This window comes from Actinoallomurus sp. CA-142502, from assembly GCF_050936355.1.
Classification (GTDB): Bacteria; Actinomycetota; Actinomycetes; order Streptosporangiales; family Streptosporangiaceae; genus Actinoallomurus; species Actinoallomurus iriomotensis.
Genome location: NZ_JBNJMY010000001.1, coordinates 9,065,051 through 9,079,223, shown reverse-complemented (window position 1 = coordinate 9,079,223; position 14,173 = coordinate 9,065,051). Strand labels below are relative to the sequence as shown.

Below are 14,173 nucleotides of genomic sequence, written 5' to 3'. Positions count from 1 at the left end.
CCCGGCGAAACGGCCCAGGTGGCGGGTGCGCGCGAAGCCACGCGGCTCGTCCCCGTCCACGGAGCTTGCCACGTCGGCCCGGACGGTCAGCGGACCGGGCCTCGTGATGCGCGTCCCCCGGCGATGGCCGATCTGTCACAAGTCCCCCTGACTGCCACTTCCCCTCCCATTCCCCACGCCGCCTGGCCCGACTCCCCACACCGGGCGGCGAGTCATCGAGCGAACCGTCGCCGTGGCCCGGAAACGGCAGGGGTGAGGTCGCGTACGCAGGCGGCGAAACGGGTCCATGGGGCGAGATGAGCGACCGCGGCGGCGTCCGCGGCGGTGTCGACGTCCTGCAAAAGAGGAAGATCCGCCACCCGCAGACCGGCAGCGCACAGCCGCCCCCGCTGCACAGCGCCGGTGGCCGGAGTGGACATGGCCACGCCCCGCAGCAGGCCGGGGTCAGGCTCACGTAATCCCAAGGCCCAGAAGCCCCCATCGGCGGCCGGACCGAACCACGCGTCCACCTCATCCCAGCCGACGGTGAGCAGATCAGGTGTGACCTGTGGAGTATCCATACCGATCAGCAGCGCCGGCCCCGACACCGCCCCGAACGCCGCGGCCAATCTCTCGTCCAGTTCCCCCGAGGCTTGGGGGACGATCTCAAATCCGTCCGGAAGCCATGGCCCAGGTCGCCCATCCAGGACCAGGACCCGGCGACAGGCGGGCGCGGCGAGCATCGCGCGCAACGTGTCCGCCAGCGCGGCCTCGGCGAGCACAGCCGCCTGTTCGAAGGAGTACGGCGGCACCAGCCGTGTCTTGACCCGCCCCGGCACCGGCTGTTTCGCGATGACCAGCAGCGTCGTTACCGAATCGCCGTTGAACCCGACGCTGCCGCCTTTCACCGGGTGAGCACCGCGCTCATGTCCTGGACCGCCTGCCGGAAGCCGCGCAGCGTCCCGGTGACCTTCGATCGGCCGAGCCGTGGCAGGTAGTCCACCTCAGCCTCACGCACCCGCCAGCCGGCATCCACGGCACGCACCAGCATCTCCAGCGCATAACCGCACCGCCGATCGGCCAGCCCCAACGCGAGGAGGTCCACACGCCGGGCTGCCCGCATCGGCCCGAGATCACGCACCCGGAAGCCGGTGCGCCCCCGAATACGCCGCACCAGCTCTCGGTTGGCCAGCCGACCAGGCAGCGGCCAGACCCCACGTGCGATAGGGCGCCGGTATCCCAGCACCAGATCAGCAGAGCCGTCCAACACGGGCGCCGCGACCCGGGGCAGCTGCCGGGGATCCAGACTCGCGTCGCAGTCGCAGAAGCAGACAACCTGGGCGACGGCCGCCGAAAGACCCGCGTGACATGCCGCGCCGAACCCACGCTGCGGCTCCCTGATCACCACAGCGCCGAGTGACCGGGCAACCTCCCGCGACCCGTCCGTGGAGCCGTTGTCAACCACGATCGGGCGAAAACCCTCGGGGAACCGGCCAAGCACCCACGGCAGGGCTTCGGCCTCGTCCAGGCAGGGCAAGACAACATCAACGACCACGTCGGTCACACCCAGTGACATTCCCTAGCGCCGGTCCATCACACGACCCTGACCGGCGGATCCGTGCCTCCGCGACCAAGCCGACCCGGTGAAGGCCCTGGTCGTGGCACCGTAGACGCTGTGCGTTGTCGCCATATCGACCCACCAGTAAGGGGCCTGTCACCAGGTACACACGGTGGGGGCCGTTCGTTTTGGGCTACGCCGGTGGGGCATGGCTACAGTGACTCGACCGGTCCAGGGCCGAATTCCTGACTGGTCTGAGCACGCCGGTCCCAGCGCGTGTCGGCCTCGACACGGTCGATCCTGGCCGACGCGGAACCGCCGAAGCGGCTCGCAGCTTTCCTCCAGCTAACCGACAGGAGGACGACCGTGAGGATGTTCGCCTTTCCAGAACCGCGGAAAACTCAGCGTCGGTCTATGCTCGCGCCAGCCGTGGCGGTCTTGGCGCTCGGCGTCCAAAGCACCCCGACATCCGCCGCCCATACCGCCCCGTTCGCGACCGCGAGTGTCGTCGAGAGGCCGCCGCAGGACAATGTGGTGATCGAGTGGAACCGGACCCTGCTCGGGATCGTGCGGACTCCGCACGCACAGCCGGCCACCGTTCAACCCACCCGTAACTTCGCCATCATGAGCGCAGCCGTCTATGACGCGGTTAACGCGATCAGCCGTGCTCACACCCTCTACGGCATCAGCCTCACCGCACCGCGAGACGCCTCCCGCCCCGCCGCAGCTGCGGCGGCCGCGCACGACACCCTCACCGCCTTGTACCCGGCGCGAAAGACCAGCCTGGACCAGCAGTTGGTCGGCGACCTCGCCGGCATTCCGAACGGCCGCGCCAAGCAGGAGGGCATCCAGGTCGGTGCCCGAGCGGCCCATGGCATCCTCGCGCTGCGTGCGCACGACGGTGCCGACGCCACCCCGCCGCGCTATACCACCACCGGCAAACCCGGCGACTACCGGCCGACCCCGCCCGCCTTCAAGACACCGGAATTCACCCACTGGGGCAACGTCGCCCCGTTCCTGCTTCGTACCGGCCACCAGTTCCGCCCCGCCGGGCCCCCGCCGCTGGCCAGCCCTGCCTACGCGGCCGCCATCAATGAGGTCAAAGCCATCGGCGCCGCCCACAGCACGACACGCACAGCGGAACAGACCACGGCCGCCAAGTTCTGGGCTACCCCCGCCCAGTACGCCTGGAACGACATCGCCCAGCAAGTCGCCGCGCGGCACAGCGACCTCGACCAGTCGGCAGACCTGTTCGCCCTGTTCAACCTCACTGTCGCCGATGTCACCATAGGCCTCTACGACGCCAAATACCACTATCGGCTCTGGCGGCCGGTCACCGCCATCCGCCTCGCCGCCGGCAACCCGCAGGTCAAACGCGACCCCGCATGGACCCCCCTTGTCATCATCCCCCCCGACCCGTCCTACCCGGGCTTGAGCAGCGGGGTGAGCGCGGCCGCCGCGGCAGTACTCGCCGGCTTCTACGGCGACCGCAACACCTTCACCCTCACCTCACCGGGCACGCCCGGCGTCACCAAGACCTTCACCAGTTTCAGCGGCGCCGCGACCGAAACCGGGCTCAGTCGCACCTGGGCGGGCGCGCACACCCGGCTCGACCACCGATCCGCCAACGAACTCGCCGCCGCCGTCAGCCGCTACGCGCTCAGCCGGCTGAAGGTCGCCCCAGCCACGCCGGGTTCCCCGACCGCGAAGACCCCCGCCGGCAGCTGCCATGCCGCGGGCGTTCCCGTCGCGGTCCGTGACTCCAAACTCGGCAAGATCCTCGTCGACGGCCAAGGACGCACGCTGTACCTGTTCGAGGCGGACAAGGGCACCAAATCGACCTGCTACGGCGCCTGCGCGAGAGCCTGGCCACCGCCGCTGTACTACTTCGTCAGCGACACCAAGCCCGGCGACATCACCGGCCAAGCCCTCAACTCCTTTGGCGCCAAGTGGTACGTGCTCAACCCGAAGGGCAACAAGATCGACACGAGTTGAACGCGGTCCGCCACGATGAGCCACCACGCGTGGAACGCTGAGCAGGCTCTTGGCGGCGTCGACGGCCGGGATCACGAAGGGATCACACCACCGTGAGAGCAGGACGGACGATGCCGCCCCTGAACCGCTCCGGAATCGGTGGAGGCTCTGGTCTGCCCCGGGATGGGTGGAGTCGATAAATTTGACGAATCGGCTGGGGGCCCACCTCCGTAGTGGTCGGTTGGCGAGCATGGATGACGTCGAGATCACGCATGTGTGCGGATGTGAGGACGACGTGTTTGTGGCTGAACACCTGAAAATTCAGCAGTTGCGCAAACAGGGCATCCCCTTGTCGAATGACTATAATTCTCCTGGGAAGAGCATGCTCGATAGGCGTAACCAGCCGATGCTTCCCGGTGCCGAGGAGTGGGGTCAATAATGGTTGCTGATTTCTGGTCAGTGATCGGCTCGAATGCTGTTACGGGTCGGGCGGACGTCGAAGCGGCAGTGGGGCGGGTTGAGCGGCGACTGCGTACGCTGGGCGGGAAAGGGTGCGGGTGGTGCTCGATTATTCGGAGCGCTTCATTGACTTTGTCGCTCCCAGGCTCCAGTCGGCTGAGACGCTGCTTTATCTCGCTCGAACCGAATATCAAAGGCGCACGGGCCAGTCAATGAGATAATCCTCCAGGGCCGCCTGCGAGATACGTTCGTGACGTCGTGACTGGTCAGCTCTTCTCGAGCAGTCCGCTTTGATCTTGGTTGTCCTGACTGTCGATCATGGTCGGGTGCCCGTCGCTGACAAGCCCTGCTATGAGGAGTTGGCGGCGTTGGTGGTGGAGCTGTCGGCTCGGCTGGAGCGGGCGGAGGCGAGGATCGCCGAGCTTGAGGTGCAATTGGGCAAGAACTCTTCGAACTTTTCTAAGCCGCCGTCGTCGGACGGTCGGTCAAGCCGCCGCGGAGATCGTTGCGGGCAGGAGCGGGCGGTGGCCGGGCGGGCAGGCCGGGCATCGGGGGGCAGACGTTTGTGTCAGGTCGCCGAAAGCGATCGGCGTGAGCGGCATGAGCCGGGCTGTTGCCGGGGCTGCGGTGAGGACTTGGCGGGGCGCTCGAGGCGGGGGGTGGAGCGGCGGCAGGCAGAAGGTCTCCGGCTGCCTGTGCACCCTCGCCGGAGCCGAGCACTCCCGGTGGGGTGTCGAAGTCGTTGAACTTTACCGAGAGCTATTCCAGGCGGCCAAGAACGAGGCTGTCACTACCGAGTTCGTGTACACCGCCTGGTACCGGCACGTCACCCTCGCGATGATCGCCCTCGCCCACCTGGCCTTCCTCGCCGCCGACCCGCTCCACAGACCTGCCTGCGGGCAGGACGAGGACCACCGGGGTCTCGCCACATATGGGCCCAACCAGCAGGGACGATCACATCGCGGAACAATGAAGAGATCAAAGCCCTGTCCGCCGGTGTGGCGCTCGCCCCGGTATATGAACCAGCTACGGATAGGGTAATTACGGGGATTTTCGATCGGGTGACGTTGTGGATTTCAGGCAGGCGCAGGCGGATATAATGGCCCTATTGGGCGAATCGCCAATTGTCAGGAGTGGCGCACGTGCTGACGTCAAGCAGTTGGTTTATGTGGGTGAGATAGGGATGGCGTTTGATACTCTCTGCTCCTGGCTGTACGAAGATTCACTTGCCATATCGCGTGATTTTTATCAACGCCTCCTCCGGCTGTCGGCTGATTTGGAGGAGCCCGAAGCAGTGGAAAGACTTGATGAGCTTGTGACCGATTGATGCTAGGGGAGTATGGGATGGCGACAGCCTGAGCCGGTGACGCGCGAGCTTGGCGCGCTTGCTCGTCGTGGCCGATCAGTCGACGATTGTGCGGGAGTAGATGTCTACGACGAACGCGACACAAATGATCCCGGCCTACGTGGCCATGTGGCTGAAGTTCGCGACTCGGCGTTGTCGCCTGGGGTCGAGCCGCATGAGGTGGTGGGACCGCTGGTGGCTCATGCAGGCGGGGTGGTCACTCGGTCCGCAGGAGCTTGCTGATCTTTTGAAGGAGTGTGGCTACGCAGCAGGTGGACGTCCGCGAGGTGGTCCCGGCCATGCGCATCGATCCTTCGCCCTGGAGTATCGTCTTCGGCCCGGTGACAGCCAGGCTCGGGGTGTCGACCAGCGAGGCGAGTGCCGCCGATCCGCGGCGGTCGCGTTCGTAGGCCTGTCTGGCCGTCGCCGTGTCGGCGGCCGGGCGGCGCAGGAGCATCCAGACATCCTCCAGTACCTGGTTCGCGCCCAGCGCGAGGCGGTGGGAGGCATCGCATGGGCCGCGTCGCCCAGCGGCACGCGCCGGCCTCGGCTCGCGCCTCCAAGTCCACGACCCCGTTCCCTGCAGGATTTCGGACACACAAGCTGTCACGACTATCCGGCTTTGCTGACCAATATGTCGCGGATGATGGGTGCTCCGTGGGTGCTCGTATGTCGCGGTACGTGCCGTTACGAAGCGACGCGATTTGGACACCGCCTGCATCTCCGTCATGCAATGAGAGAACCTGAGAACCCTGGCCGTAAGGTTGAGGCTTGAGCCCCCTCACGGACATCTCCGTGCTTCCCGGAAATGACCTGTGTACCACGCCTGACACAGCTCCCCTCGGGACCCTCTTACATATCGTGGGGACCACCTACGACGATCTCGAACCGACCGTCCACCGGCGCCTGGCTCGCGACTACGAACGCCAATCCGCCACCTCTGAGGTCATGATCCGCTGGGCCGAGATCAAGACGATAATCCGCAGAATCCGACCGAGTGGATCCCCTCCGCGTAGAAGATCCTGGTCGCCATGCCGAGCAGGAGGGAGCGCGCCTCGGAGGGCCGGCCTTCGGATTCTCGCCTCATGAAGGCAGTCTATGGGGTAGAACGTTCGGTCTTGACAGCGCATGGCGAAGTTGCCACGCTCATCAAGACAGAACGTTCGTTCTATCAGAATATTTTTGTCCCTTAATGTGGCCGGGGTGCCCGCGTAGTCGGGTGGGAAGACTAGATCACCGGGTGCCCCCGGCATCCTCGACGCTCCAGGGAGCGGGCAGTGAACGAGAACATTGAGCAGGCCGAAGGTCTTGAGCGGCTACAGGCTGCGTTGGCGGCACGATCTGCGATGAGGAGCTGGGCCGAGGGCGCGGAACTCATCGAGCTCGTCCAAGCGGCCTACCACGCGGGCTGGCTCGATCAGCTGCGAGGCGAGACGACCGCCGAGGAACTGGCTGCCTCTAACGGTGTCTCGGTTGAGCAGGTCTCGAACGTGTTGACGGTACTCACTTCGGCCGGCGTGGTGCAGGCCAAGGCAGCCTCGTTTTGTCTGAGCACGACGTTCGACGCCCTCGTTGACGGTGTTTCCGGCTTCGACATGACCGTACCGTTCGACGCCGTGGACCTGGCGCGCGACCAGGCCAGGCAGGCAGTCCAGCCGACTGATCGCCGACGCGGTCTCGATGGTGGGCAGGCGCTGGTGCTCGCCCGCGACTGGGGATTGCGGCCCACCATCGGGGTGCAGCAGTTGTACGGGCTGATCTACCAGGCGCTACCGGAATACCGGGACCGGCTCGAACAGGGCGGTCCCCTACTCGACGTCGGCAGTGGAGTCGGAGGTGCTCTGCTCACGACGCTAACCCTGTTCGACGAACTTCACGCTGTCGGCGTCGAGATCGTTCCCGAGATCGCCGCCGAGACCCGCCGCCGCGCGCAGGAGGCCGGCGTCGCCGACCGCCTCGAGGTCCGCGCCATTGATGCGCGTGCCCTGAACGAGGAGTCAGCCTTCACCGTTTCCTACTGGGCCCAACCCTTCTTCTCCACCAGCACTCGCGCAGCCACCATCGCCACGATCTTCCGCGCCTTGCAACCCGGCGGTCTGCTCCTGATGCAGGAGCTTTTCCCGCCGCTGGCCACACAGGACGAGCCCTCCATCCGTGCCCAGCTCGATCAGCTCTTCTACCGACAGCAGAACGCCTCCTACGGACTCTCCGCCGAAACCCTTGCCACTGAAACGGGTGAGGCTGGGTTCCAGGACGCCCAGATCGTCGCCAGCCCGCTGGGCCGGCTCGTCCTCGCACGCAAACCCGGCCACTGACCCGAACGCCTGTACTGGCCGCCCTGGACGGTGGCCCAGGGATCCGCAGATAGCCCCGGTACATTGCCGCACCGGGGCCACCCCAAGTGATCTAAGGCGGCCTGTTGCCGAGGATCCGGCGACGAAGGCGAAGGCGGCCGACATCTGGCACGCCGGGCTCATGGCCGGCGCTCCCGACGAGCACAACTCCGCTCCGCTTCCGACCCGGCGTCCTTCTCCCGAAACTGTCCTGAGCCGCCAAGTAGCGCCTGACCAGACAGAAAGAGAAGGCGTTGAACATCTACGCGGGCAGCTTGGCCTTGGCCTCGTCGGTGAGGCGAATCTTCCCGGCGATGCGCCGCGCGCCGAGATCGGCGACCCGGACCTGGGGAAGGCGCTGGGCGCGCACACGGGAGTTGATTCCGTCCGCGGCGATGAGCCCGTCGGCCTCGGCCGTGGTCCCGCCCTCCAGCAGCACGGTGACCGTCGAGTCGGGGTTGGTGCGGTAGCCGGTGACCCGAAAGGCACCCGACGATCACTTCCTCGCAGATGTGTGGCGTGACGTATCTGGGGAGAAGCCGAAGAACTGGCTGCATTATCTGCACAACAAGGCCACCACGGCGGAGGAGCCCGTGCGCGACCAGCTCGCCGCGGCAGGCGTCCTCACCCTCTCCACTAAACGAAGTCTTCTGTCACCGATCGCTTCCCACCAAGTCACCGTGAACGATCCGCAACAGCAGCGCCGACGCCCGCGTTCGCGTCGCTGGTAGTGGTGTCGGCGGGCGGTGTGCTGGTGTCTTCGTCGCCGGCGTGAGCGGCGCAGCTGAGCGCAGGACGTCTCCTTCAGTTTCCGTTCGCGGCCGAGCGTGGTGGCTGTCGTGCCTGGTTCCGGAACTGTGCGGGCGATGAGCCGACCACGCGGCGGAACGCGGTGCTGAACGCGCTCTCGGACAGGTAGCCCGTGGCCCGTGCGAGCTCGGAGATCGACAGAGTGTCGCGGGCGAGGGCGTCGCGCGCGAGGCTCATGCGCCATTGGATCAGGTACTCCAACGGCGGGACCCCGACGTGGCTCTTGAATGCCTGGGCGAACGCGGAACGCGACATGTGGCTGATCTCGGCGAGCTCCTTGAGGCTCCAGGAGTGGGCCACGTCCGCGTGCACGGCACGCAGGGCGGCACCGATGCCGTCCTCGTTCAGGGCGCCCAGCCAGCCGGTGGGCCGGTCTGTCTGACCGGCGTGAGCACGCAGCATGTGCACGAGCAGGATCTGCGCGAGGTGGTTCTGCACCAGCGGGCCGCCGGCGGCGGCGACCCCGACCTCGGTGGCCAGGAGATCGATCAGCTGTGCGAGCCGCCTGCCATGAGGATCGTCCACGCGGACGATCACGAGCGGCGGCAGGAGATCGGTCAGGAGGGCCGCGTTCCTGTCGTCGAACGCGATGTGCCCGATGCAGAGGTAGAGGTCCTCCTCAGACTCCGGGCCGATCCGCACGAACCCGTCTTCGGCACCCGCCAATACCGGCTCCGCAGGGCGCGGGCTTGCGTCGAGCGTGCTGGCGAGCACGTAAGGCGGCGGGTTGCCCAGCATGAAGGTGTCACCCTCCCGCAGGAGCACCGGCTCGTGCCCTTCGAGGATCAACCAGCACGTGCCGCGCACGAGGCCGCCGATCCGCACGTGCAAGAACGGGTCGAAGCGCAACGCCCACTCACCTGCGGCCCGGAGGCTGGGCCCGATCACCGTACGGGGACGGAGCAGGCCGATCGCGTCAGCCACTGGATCCCGAAAGCCAAGCAACGACGACACCTCCTGGACGATACGTAAAGAAATGTGGACCATGCGCTATGGATCGTACTTCGTTTCTCGCGCAGTATCGATGTCGCAAGTGAACGATGAGCACAGAGTGCAGCCCGGACACGGGCGAGAAAGGCAGTCATGTCCGACTTCAACACGCGCGAGTTCTACGACCGCTACTGCGAGGCCCTCAATGCGCATGAGTGGGACCGTATGGACGAGTTCGTTAGCGAGTCCATCCTCTCGCACGGCCAACCGGCCACTCGTGCGGATGTCGTCGCGGCGCTCAAGGGCATCGCCGACGCGGTTCCCGACATCCACTGGGAGATCAAGGAGGTGGTGATCCATGGTGAAACTCTGGCCTGCCATTCCGTCAACCACGGCACCCCCACCAAGGAATGGCTCGGGGTGGCTCCCGCGGGCGCTCCCATCGAGATCGACGAGGTCGCCATGTACCGGATCCACGACGGAAAGTTCGTGCAGATGTCAAACGTCCACGACGTCGAGGCGCTGAAGAAGCAACTCGCGGGCTGACCCGGTCCGGCTCACCGACGACCCCTCCTGGACGATACGTAAAGAATGCCGGACTCTGCATCATGGATAGTATCCCCGATCTCCCGCAGTATCGATGTCGAACAGATCGGCATCGAGAGAGTGATGGAGACGCCAACATGGGACAGCTGGAAGGCAAGACGGCGGTGGTCACCGGGGGCAGCACGGGTATCGGTCTGGCCACCGCCGTACGCCTGGCGGACGAGGGCGCGTACGTGTTCGTCACCGGCCGACGCGAGTCCGAACTGGAGGCCGCCGTCAAGACCATCGGAGCGGACCGGGCCACCGCGGTCGTCGGTGACATCTCGAAGCTGGAGGACCTGGACCGGCTCTACGGCGCGGTCCGGGCGCGAGGCGAGGGTTTGGACGTGCTCGTGGCGAACGCGGCGGTCGGTGCGTTCGTGACGCTGGAACAGACCACCGAGGAGCACTTCGACCAGACTTTCGCGGTCAACGTCCGAGGCACACTGTTCACCGTGCGGAAGGCGTTGCCGCTGCTCAACGACGGAGCCTCGATCGTCCTGGTCGGTTCGACGGCCGGCGACCGTGGAGTAGAGGCGTTCGGCGCGTACGCGGCGTCGAAGGCGGCCGTCCGGTCCTTCGCGCGGACGTGGTCCAACGAGCTCAAGGGCCGTGGCATCCGGGTCAACGTGGTTTCGCCGGCGTGGATCGAGACTCCCGGGGGCACCGCCGCTTTCGGCGACGAGGAGACCGCCCGGGCCGTCAAGGAGAATGTCGCCGCGACCGTGGCCAAGGGCCGCATGGGCCGGCCTGAGGAGGCCGCCGCAGTCGTGGTCTTCCTGGCCTCGGAACAGAGCAGCTACGTCGTCGGCGCGAACTTCTACGTCGACGGTGGCACGAACCAGATCTGAGCAGGCATCACACGGTGGGTGGCGTCTGAAGCGTTCCAGTCCGAGCAGGTTCAGACCGTGCGCTCGACCAGTCTCGAGCTGATGATGCTCAACAGCATCGCCGTCGCCGATCGTCAAGCGGGCACAGCGGTGACCCCGGCGAGCCGGCGCACCGACCGATACCGCGACCGATTCCGCACCACGACCGTCCGACGTAGGTTTCGACGTGTCGCAGGGCCGTGCTGTCCGGGGAGGTGAGTCACGGTGCAGGACATGGGCCATTCGAAGGGCGATGATGAACGGTCGGCGGACGTGTTCGACGTGTATGGGCGCGGCGTATTCGATCGCCTTGTATCCGGCCGAGGTGGCGACGATGAACGCTCCTCGTCCGTCGTCGGGACATTCTTCTTCCTTGGCCACCAGTCCGCGTTTCGTCATCCGCCTGACCTGGTGGGACATACGGCTCTTCTCCCACTCCACCAGCTTCACCAGGTCCATGAAGCGCATCCGCCCGTCACCGGTTTCGGTAAGCCACCCGGCGAGCGTCGACAGGTCAACGACTCGGCAACTAGTTGACGAATCAACGACTGGCGCCTAATCTAGATGATGCGTCAACCAAATTGTCTGGGCCACCGGCCGGTGAGCCCGTAATCGGCTCACTGCAGGCATCGAGATGTCGGTGCACCGTCTGGGGCCCGCGGACGCGAAGCTCCAGAAGGGGGCTCCCATGAGCACTGAGAACAAGGCCGGACTCAACGCGTTGCCGACGCCCGAGGAGGGCGTGCTCGTACTGATCGACGACATGGTCCAGGCGGGCGTGGTTCCGATCGCCTGGCCGGCCGTCATGGGCGAGTGGCAGCGCGACCGGGCCCGCGAGAAGACCGTGCCGGGTGCCGCCGAGCTCCAGCAGGATCACGGCGGTGCCACCGGTGTGGCCTTCGCCTGGGAGATGCGGCTCCTTGCCGAGCGCGCCGCCGGAAGCGGCGCCTGACATGCCTACCGCGCCGGTTCCCATCCGTATCGGGTACTGCCTGTCGCTGACCGGTTCCCTCGCGGACAACAGCCGGTCGTCGGACTCATGGGCCTTGGCGTCAACAACGCGCTCCTTTATCCGAACTACTTCGCCATGATCCCCACCGGGCCGGATCCGAATGCCGCACTCACTATTGGGCGCCGGTGCCCAAAATGATGTTCCCGGGCGTTGAGGAACTGCTGATCGCCTATCAGGAACGGGCCGGCGACGCCGGTGTCGACCTCCTGGGGCAGGTTCGGAGCCAAGGGCGAGTGGTTGGAGCCACGTGTCCTGCAGGTCCAGTTCCAGGGAGTTGGAGGCCAACCGCACCTTTTCGTAACGGGTCGCCGGATATGGCGGCGTTGCGGTAAGTGGATGTGGCCGCGCTTGCGAATTGGACAAACTGATTAATCAGCTGGATTGGGTTCAGCGTGAAGCAAGTCTCACGCGGAAGGCACATGGAGGACACATGGCAGTGGAAGTGAGTGACGTTCCCGAAGCCAAGCGGTACGAAGCCCGGGTCGATGGAGAGTCCAAGGTCGCGGGCGTCGCGGAGTACATCCGTACGACGGAACTCGTCGCGTTCGTGCATACCGAGGTCTCGCCGGAGTACGAGGGCAGAGGGGTTGGGGCAGCGCTGGCTCGCACCGCTCTCGACGAGGCGCGCGCCGCGAACCTGCGGGTGCTACCCACCTGTCCGTTCTTCGCGGGGTGGATCGCCCGACACCCCGAGTACCAGGACCTGCTGTATCAGTCCCGCAGCAAAGTCAGCGACTGAACACCGGGCATGGCAGCGACGGAGGTCGGCATGAGCAGCGGAACCCGGAAGGCGTACGAGGGCCAGTCGATCACCGTGACCTTCGAGGCCAGGCGCTGCCTGCACGCCGCCGAATGCGTCCACGGTTTGCCGGAGGTCTTCGACCCGGGCGAGCGCCCGTGGATCCGGCCGGACGGCGCCGAGGCCGAGCGCGTGGCCGAAGTCGTGCGGCGCTGTCCCTCGGGTGCGCTGCAGTACGAACTCGTGGACGGACGGGCGGAGACCCCGGACCGGCCTACGCGGATCACGCGCAAATCCGTCGGGCAGTTGATCGCGCGCGGCGAGTTGAGCATGGACACGGCGGCGGGCCCGCGCGCGGAGACCAGGGTCATTCTGTGCGGTTGCGGGCAGAGCAGTCTTCAGCCGTACTGCGACCACGCGGGGCCATGCGGTCAGACAGCGTCGGGCTGACCCGCCCTCTCACGCGTAAGTGCCCCAGAAGAACCAGGAGTCGAGCAGATGTCCCTCGCAGTGCAGTTCTCCGAGTACGCCACCCCTGACGTGCTGCGTGTCGTCGATGTTCCGTCGCCCAACGCGGGTCCTGGCCTGGTGCGGCTCGCGGTGCGGGCCGCGGGTGTCAACCCGATCGACTGGAAGATCCTGCATGGCTACATGCGCCAGGCGATGCCCCGCGACCTCCCGGGTGGTCTCGGATCCGACGTGGCCGGTGTGGTCGACCAGGTGGGGGAAGGCGTGACCGCCTTCAGCGTTGGGGACGAGGTGCTGGGAGCCTCCATCACCCCGTCCTACGCCCAGTTCGCGCTCGCCGACCCGGGTGCGCTGGTCGCCAAGCCGGCCTCTGTCCCGTGGGAGGTGGCCGGAACCCTGGCCGGCCCGGGTATCACCGCCTGGGAAGCGCTGAACAAGCTCAAGATCGCCAAGGGTGAGACCCTCCTGGTCCATGCCGCCGCCGGTGGTGTGGGTACGTTCGCCGTGCAGCTTGCCGCCGACCGGGGGGCGCTCGTCATCGGCACCGCGAGCGAGGGTAATCACGAGCAGCTCCGCTCCCTCGGAGCGAAACCGGTCACCTATGGCAAGGGGCTGGTCGAGCGTGTGCGGGGCATCTCTCCGCAGGGAATCGATGCGGTCCTCGATGCCTCCGGTCGTGGTGAGATCCCGGACTCGATCGAACTCGCCGGCGGCCCGGAACGCGTCCTCTCACTCGTGGCTTTCGATGCGGCCGGGAGCGGTATCCACATCCACATGACCGAGCCGGGATCCGGCGGGCTACGAGCGCTCAGGGACATCCTCGCCCTCATCGAAGCGGGGCGGCTGCGCGTTCCGATCCAGCGGACGTATCCCCTCGGCGAGGTGGCAGCCGCGCTCAAGGTCAGCAAGTCCGGGCACCTGGGAGGCAAGCTCGTACTGCTCCCCGCGTGAGCGCGCGATTCCCCACGAACAACGACAGCACGCCCTTCGAGGCCCAAAACAACAGCCGGTCCGGAAACAAGATGGGGGATCGTCATGATCGAGCAGCTAGTAGGTAAAAGCTACAGATTCAACATGGGCGCATCGCCAATGGGACGGTGTACTCCAACGTG

At 66.4% G+C, this 14,173-nt stretch carries 18 protein-coding genes and 1 pseudogene; 14 read left to right on the top strand and 5 right to left on the bottom strand.

Annotation, left to right across the window (positions count from 1 at the left end; genetic code table 11):
• Window positions 1-212 precede the first annotated feature (212 nt).
• Entirely contained in the window at window positions 213-887 is a 675-nt protein-coding gene (locus ACQEV1_RS42330) for a TIGR04282 family arsenosugar biosynthesis glycosyltransferase (RefSeq protein WP_433402279.1), read from the bottom strand.
• Window positions 884-1,543, bottom strand: a complete 660-nt coding sequence (locus tag ACQEV1_RS42325) for a glycosyltransferase family 2 protein (protein WP_433402277.1) — start codon at window positions 1,541-1,543, stop codon at window positions 884-886. The genes ACQEV1_RS42330 and ACQEV1_RS42325 overlap by 4 nt, the downstream gene beginning before the upstream one ends.
• 408 nt (window positions 1,544-1,951) lie before the next feature.
• Between ACQEV1_RS42325 and ACQEV1_RS42320 the strand changes: the two genes are divergently transcribed.
• The 4 genes from ACQEV1_RS42320 to ACQEV1_RS42305 all read left to right on the top strand — a co-directional run bounded on the left by ACQEV1_RS42320 (window position 1,952) and on the right by ACQEV1_RS42305 (window position 5,297).
• Window positions 1,952-3,532, top strand: coding sequence for a hypothetical protein (locus tag ACQEV1_RS42320; RefSeq protein WP_433402275.1), 1,581 nt, complete (start codon window positions 1,952-1,954; stop codon window positions 3,530-3,532).
• A gap of 229 nt (window positions 3,533-3,761) precedes the next feature.
• Window positions 3,762-3,950, top strand: a complete 189-nt coding sequence (locus tag ACQEV1_RS42315) for a hypothetical protein (RefSeq protein ID WP_433402273.1) — start codon at window positions 3,762-3,764, stop codon at window positions 3,948-3,950.
• Between the two features lie 346 nt (window positions 3,951-4,296).
• Window positions 4,297-4,716, top strand: coding sequence for a DUF6444 domain-containing protein (locus ACQEV1_RS42310; protein ID WP_433406076.1), 420 nt, complete (start codon window positions 4,297-4,299; stop codon window positions 4,714-4,716).
• Window positions 4,717-5,039: 323 nt separating this feature from the next.
• A complete protein-coding gene (locus tag ACQEV1_RS42305; protein WP_433402271.1) occupies window positions 5,040-5,297 on the top strand; it encodes a MafI family immunity protein in 258 nt (85 codons plus the stop codon).
• Between the two features lie 235 nt (window positions 5,298-5,532).
• Here ACQEV1_RS42305 and ACQEV1_RS42300 read toward each other — a convergent pair whose 3' ends face one another.
• Window positions 5,533-5,772: a hypothetical protein gene (locus ACQEV1_RS42300; protein ID WP_433402269.1), complete on the bottom strand. Its 240-nt coding sequence runs from the start codon at window positions 5,770-5,772 to the stop codon at window positions 5,533-5,535.
• Between the two features lie 434 nt (window positions 5,773-6,206).
• Here ACQEV1_RS42300 and ACQEV1_RS42295 point away from each other — a divergent pair.
• Window positions 6,207-6,305, top strand: a pseudogene (locus ACQEV1_RS42295) (IS5/IS1182 family transposase); the annotation flags it as partial.
• A 287-nt stretch (window positions 6,306-6,592) separates the two neighbouring features.
• Window positions 6,593-7,630, top strand: coding sequence for an SAM-dependent methyltransferase (locus ACQEV1_RS42290; protein WP_433402268.1), 1,038 nt, complete (start codon window positions 6,593-6,595; stop codon window positions 7,628-7,630).
• A 280-nt stretch (window positions 7,631-7,910) separates the two neighbouring features.
• Here the strand turns inward: ACQEV1_RS42290 and ACQEV1_RS42285 are convergent, their stop codons facing one another.
• Window positions 7,911-8,087, bottom strand: coding sequence for a hypothetical protein (locus ACQEV1_RS42285; RefSeq protein WP_433402266.1), 177 nt, complete (start codon window positions 8,085-8,087; stop codon window positions 7,911-7,913).
• A gap of 34 nt (window positions 8,088-8,121) precedes the next feature.
• Here ACQEV1_RS42285 and ACQEV1_RS42280 point away from each other — a divergent pair, with 34 nt between their 5' ends.
• Window positions 8,122-8,379: a GPP34 family phosphoprotein gene (locus ACQEV1_RS42280; protein WP_433402264.1), complete on the top strand. Its 258-nt coding sequence runs from the start codon at window positions 8,122-8,124 to the stop codon at window positions 8,377-8,379.
• Between the two features lie 73 nt (window positions 8,380-8,452).
• On the opposite strand, the gene ACQEV1_RS42275 is transcribed toward ACQEV1_RS42280, so the two are convergent.
• Window positions 8,453-9,382: an AraC family transcriptional regulator gene (locus ACQEV1_RS42275; RefSeq protein WP_433402262.1), complete on the bottom strand. Its 930-nt coding sequence runs from the start codon at window positions 9,380-9,382 to the stop codon at window positions 8,453-8,455.
• Window positions 9,383-9,541: 159 nt separating this feature from the next.
• On the opposite strand from ACQEV1_RS42275, the gene ACQEV1_RS42270 reads away from it, so the two are divergent.
• The 7 genes from ACQEV1_RS42270 to ACQEV1_RS42240 all read left to right on the top strand — a co-directional run bounded on the left by ACQEV1_RS42270 (window position 9,542) and on the right by ACQEV1_RS42240 (window position 14,012).
• Window positions 9,542-9,934, top strand: a complete 393-nt coding sequence (locus ACQEV1_RS42270; protein ID WP_433402260.1) for an ester cyclase — start codon at window positions 9,542-9,544, stop codon at window positions 9,932-9,934.
• A gap of 137 nt (window positions 9,935-10,071) precedes the next feature.
• Window positions 10,072-10,824 (top strand): SDR family NAD(P)-dependent oxidoreductase, encoded by a 753-nt coding sequence (locus tag ACQEV1_RS42265; protein WP_433402258.1) that lies wholly within the window; start codon window positions 10,072-10,074, stop codon window positions 10,822-10,824.
• A 243-nt stretch (window positions 10,825-11,067) separates the two neighbouring features.
• Complete coding sequence (locus tag ACQEV1_RS42260) at window positions 11,068-11,379, top strand: hypothetical protein (RefSeq protein WP_433402257.1); 312 nt, start codon at window positions 11,068-11,070, stop codon at window positions 11,377-11,379.
• Window positions 11,380-11,530: 151 nt separating this feature from the next.
• Window positions 11,531-11,794, top strand: a complete 264-nt coding sequence (locus tag ACQEV1_RS42255) for a hypothetical protein (RefSeq protein ID WP_433402255.1) — start codon at window positions 11,531-11,533, stop codon at window positions 11,792-11,794.
• Between the two features lie 490 nt (window positions 11,795-12,284).
• Entirely contained in the window at window positions 12,285-12,593 is a 309-nt protein-coding gene (locus ACQEV1_RS42250; protein ID WP_433402253.1) for a GNAT family N-acetyltransferase, read from the top strand.
• 30 nt (window positions 12,594-12,623) lie between these two features.
• On the top strand, window positions 12,624-13,043 hold the full coding sequence (locus ACQEV1_RS42245; protein WP_433402251.1) for a (4Fe-4S)-binding protein: 420 nt from the start codon (window positions 12,624-12,626) through the stop codon (window positions 13,041-13,043).
• Between the two features lie 48 nt (window positions 13,044-13,091).
• The gene (locus tag ACQEV1_RS42240) at window positions 13,092-14,012 is read left to right on the top strand and encodes an NADP-dependent oxidoreductase (protein ID WP_433402249.1); all 921 of its coding nucleotides are present in this window, start codon (window positions 13,092-13,094) and stop codon (window positions 14,010-14,012) included.
• Window positions 14,013-14,173: the final 161 nt, after the last annotated feature.

What these genes read in the sequence shown, in the direction of transcription:
- ACQEV1_RS42320 (WP_433402275.1), top strand. Translation starts at nt 1,952, where the DNA reads ATGCTCGCGCCAGCCGTGGCGGTCTTGGCGCTCGGCGTCCAAAGCACC.
- ACQEV1_RS42315 (WP_433402273.1), top strand. Translation starts at nt 3,762, where the DNA reads ATGGATGACGTCGAGATCACGCATGTGTGCGGATGTGAGGACGACGTG.
- ACQEV1_RS42300 (WP_433402269.1), bottom strand. Translation starts at nt 5,772, where the DNA reads ATGCTCCTGCGCCGCCCGGCCGCCGACACGGCGACGGCCAGACAGGCC.
- ACQEV1_RS42270 (WP_433402260.1), top strand. Translation starts at nt 9,542, where the DNA reads ATGTCCGACTTCAACACGCGCGAGTTCTACGACCGCTACTGCGAGGCC.
- ACQEV1_RS42265 (WP_433402258.1), top strand. Translation starts at nt 10,072, where the DNA reads ATGGGACAGCTGGAAGGCAAGACGGCGGTGGTCACCGGGGGCAGCACG.
- ACQEV1_RS42255 (WP_433402255.1), top strand. Translation starts at nt 11,531, where the DNA reads ATGAGCACTGAGAACAAGGCCGGACTCAACGCGTTGCCGACGCCCGAG.
- ACQEV1_RS42250 (WP_433402253.1), top strand. Translation starts at nt 12,285, where the DNA reads ATGGCAGTGGAAGTGAGTGACGTTCCCGAAGCCAAGCGGTACGAAGCC.
- ACQEV1_RS42245 (WP_433402251.1), top strand. Translation starts at nt 12,624, where the DNA reads ATGAGCAGCGGAACCCGGAAGGCGTACGAGGGCCAGTCGATCACCGTG.
- ACQEV1_RS42240 (WP_433402249.1), top strand. Translation starts at nt 13,092, where the DNA reads ATGTCCCTCGCAGTGCAGTTCTCCGAGTACGCCACCCCTGACGTGCTG.